Below are 3,341 nucleotides of genomic sequence, written 5' to 3'. Positions count from 1 at the left end.
ATTAATTTTCAGCTGCAAAGTTACGACTTTATTTTAAGACACCAAAGCTTTTCCTCTGATTTTCTTGCGTAACTAGAATAAAAACTTATCTTTAGAGCGCTATCATATCCCCAGAATATAAAGAAGTTAGGACATTTTTTGACGGCCGATTGCAAATCAGCCGGAACGCCTAACGGAGGAAAGACATATCCGGCGCTACGTCAATAGACTTCATCTATCGCCACATAGACTGAATAATTTGGTGGAATGCCGGATTCTTCTTATCTTTGCACCGATAAAAACAAGTAATAACTTTTAAATATCAATAATGATGGAAAAATTCAATGAAATGATTAACGGCGAACAGCTGACATTGGTAGATTTCTTCGCTACCTGGTGCGGACCTTGCAAGATGATGCACCCTATCCTGGAACAGCTGAAGGAGAAGATGGGCGATGACATCAGAATTCTGAAAGTAGATGTAGACAAGAACGAGGCACTGTCCATGCAGTACCGCATTCAGTCGGTCCCTACCCTCATGCTCTTCAAAAAGAGAGAAATGCTCTGGCGACAGAGCGGAGCCATGAGCCTGAATGATTTGATGCAGAAAATTTCGCAGCTGCAATAATAGCCCTGCTGAAAACGAAATCCATTCCCCCACACTCTTTTTATGTTTTTTTAATATCCTACGGTCACAATTGTTACCGTAGGATTATTTTTTAAGCCGTAATTTTGCAGCCGGAAACCAGGAATGGCAGATTGCCGCCTGGAAGAAAACATTAAAATAACTCATTAATTTATAGCAATATGACAGAAAACAAGATGTTCTGTTTCCAGTGTCAGGAAACAGCTAAGGGTACAGGCTGTACCATCAAGGGTGTTTGCGGTAAGGAGGCTACAACTTCCAAGTGGCAGGATCTGCTGCTCAGCGTGGTTCGTGGCATAGGAACCATACAGCATAGCATAGGCAAAGAGCCGACACCAGAGGTAACCCGTTTCCTCACGGATGCACTCTTCACCACCATCACCAACGCCAACTTCAACGACCAGGATATCCTGCAAAAGGTGGACAAGGGTATTGTACTGAAGAAACTGCTGCTGCAAAAGGCGGCAAGCATGAATATCCACCTCCCTGCCTATCAGGAGGTAACCTGGGGTGGCGAGAAGGCAGACTATGAGGCAGAGGGCGCCCGTGAATCCGTGCTCCGCCACGAGAATCCAGATATCCGCTCGCTCAAGGAACTCACCATGCTCGGCCTGAAGGGTATGGCGGCATACTACGAGCACGCAGCCCATCTGGGAGAAGAGAACAGCGAAATCATCAGCTTCATCTGCCGTGCACTCGCCACTATCAGCAACCCTGATGCTGATATGAACACGCTGCTGGGCGTGGTACTCGAAACAGGAAAGTACGGCGTGGATGTGATGGCACTCCTCGACAAGGCCAACACCCAGGCATACGGTAATCCGGAACTCACCCGGGTGAACATCGGCACAGGCAGCAATCCGGGCATCCTCATCTCCGGTCACGACCTGAAGGATATCGAAGATCTCCTCATCCAGACCGAAGGCACGGGCATCGACGTCTATACCCATGGCGAGATGCTTCCTGCCCACTACTATCCGCAGCTCAAGAAGTACAAGCATCTGGTGGGCAACTACGGCAATGCGTGGTGGAAACAGAAGGAGGAATTCGAGAGCTTCAACGGTCCTGTAGTCTTCACCACCAACTGCATCGTGCCGCCATCGCCATCGGCAGGCTACAGAAACCGCGTCTTCACCACCAACTCTACCGGTTTCCCTGGCTGGAAGCATATCCAGGCGGGTGCCGACGGCCACAAGGACTTCTCCGAGGTGATTGCGCTTGCCAAGACCTGCCAGCCACCTAGGGAGATAGAGACAGGCGAAATCATCGGCGGTTTTGCGCATGCCCAGGTCTTTGCCCTGGCAGACAAGATAGTAGAGGCAGTGAAGAGCGGAGCCATCCGCAAGTTTGTGGTGATGAGTGGCTGCGATGGCAGAATGAAGAGCCGCAACTACTACGAGGAGTTTGCCAAGGCGCTGCCTCAGGATGTAGTGATACTCACCAGCGGCTGTGCCAAGTTCAAGTACAACAAGCTCAATCTGGGCGATATCAACGGCATTCCTCGTGTGCTGGATGCCGGTCAGTGCAACGACTCCTATTCCTGGGCGGTTGTGGCATTGAAGCTGAAGGAGATCTTTGGAGCCAGCGACATCAATGAACTACCTATCTTCTTCAATATTGCCTGGTACGAGCAGAAGGCAGTCATCGTACTTCTAGCCCTGCTGCATCTGGGCGTAAAGAACATCCATCTGGGTCCTACGCTCCCAGCCTTCTGTTCACCAGCCGTACTGAAGGTACTGGTAGATACCTTTGGCATTGCCGGAAACGGAACGGTAGAAGAGGACATCAAAAAATATATAGGATAAAAGGAATTTAATAATTTTATATTACAATAGGATATGAGAGCATCAAAATATCAATTCGAGGAGTGGCCAACCGATCTGCTGATCGATTATGCCCTCAAGATTCATCACCGTGGAATCCGTGAGAAGGGTCCGGAAATCCTCAGTCTCATCCACTCGATGATGGGTGAGAATCAGTTAATGGCAGAAATAGAGAGTCTCTTCAGCGAGTGCATGCTTGACCTGGAGAACCATCTGCAGAAGGAAGAGCAGGTTCTCTTTCCGTTCACCTATCAACTGATGGAATCGCAGTTTACGGGTCAGCCTGCAGCGCCGATACATTGCGGCTCTGTAGCCATGCCTATTCACGTGATGATACTGGAACATGATAATGAGACCAAGCGCCAGCAGCGCCTCAGAAAGCTCACAAACAACTACACCCCGGCAGCTGATGCCAGCGGAGATTATAAGTTGCTACTGAGTCTGCTGAAGAATTTCGCAGAAGATCTGAACGAGCATGTCTATATAGAGAATGAGATCATCTTCCCTCGCAGTCAGCTGCTGGAACAGCAGCTACTGAGTTAAGGGAGAATTTGCAGCCGTTAGACAACGTCCATGCCGAGCATACAACAATAAAGGGAGATTTCTTGGCGAAATCTCCCTTTATCTATTGCAAAAAGCAGCTATAATTTCTTGATTTCATCTAATGACAACTGGGTTGCTGCTGTCACTTGCTCGGCAGACAAGCCCATTGCAAGTAGGCGACGGGCTGTAGCCTTCTTCTCATCTTTGGCTCCCTCGGCACGACCCTCGACACGTCCTTCAGCTCGTCCTTCAGCTCGTCCTTCAGCTCGTCCCTCAGCTCGTCCTTCTTCTCGTCCTTCTTCTCGGCCATCGGCATGACCCTCCTGCCAACCGTCATCATAACCCGTCTT

General features: G+C 49.3%; 3 protein-coding genes and 1 pseudogene. 3 read left to right on the top strand and 1 reads right to left on the bottom strand.

What is annotated here, in order from left to right; translation table 11 throughout:
• Positions 1-310: 310 nt before the first annotated feature.
• The 3 genes from trxA to DXD25_RS15980 all read left to right on the top strand — a co-directional run bounded on the left by trxA (position 311) and on the right by DXD25_RS15980 (position 2,991).
• Positions 311-607, top strand: coding sequence for a thioredoxin (trxA, locus tag DXD25_RS15990; protein WP_117664355.1), 297 nt, complete (start codon positions 311-313; stop codon positions 605-607).
• Positions 608-786: 179 nt separating this feature from the next.
• On the top strand, positions 787-2,430 hold the full coding sequence (gene hcp, locus DXD25_RS15985; protein ID WP_117664354.1) for a hydroxylamine reductase: 1,644 nt from the start codon (positions 787-789) through the stop codon (positions 2,428-2,430).
• Between the two features lie 33 nt (positions 2,431-2,463).
• Complete coding sequence (locus tag DXD25_RS15980) at positions 2,464-2,991, top strand: hemerythrin domain-containing protein (protein ID WP_117664353.1); 528 nt, start codon at positions 2,464-2,466, stop codon at positions 2,989-2,991.
• A gap of 98 nt (positions 2,992-3,089) precedes the next feature.
• Here DXD25_RS15980 and DXD25_RS17000 read toward each other — a convergent pair.
• Positions 3,090-3,341: pseudogene (locus DXD25_RS17000) on the bottom strand (hypothetical protein); the annotation flags it as partial.

This window comes from Prevotella sp. TF12-30 (assembly GCF_003436715.1).
Taxonomy (GTDB): domain Bacteria; phylum Bacteroidota; class Bacteroidia; order Bacteroidales; family Bacteroidaceae; genus Prevotella; species Prevotella copri_A.
This window is presented reverse-complemented; position numbering and strand designations above follow the sequence as displayed.

Bases quoted from the DNA above. Each gene is read 5' to 3' on its own strand.
- trxA (WP_117664355.1), top strand. From the start codon at position 311: ATGGAAAAATTCAATGAAATGATTAACGGCGAACAGCTGACATTGGTA.
- hcp (WP_117664354.1), top strand. From the start codon at position 787: ATGACAGAAAACAAGATGTTCTGTTTCCAGTGTCAGGAAACAGCTAAG.
- DXD25_RS15980 (WP_117664353.1), top strand. From the start codon at position 2,464: ATGAGAGCATCAAAATATCAATTCGAGGAGTGGCCAACCGATCTGCTG.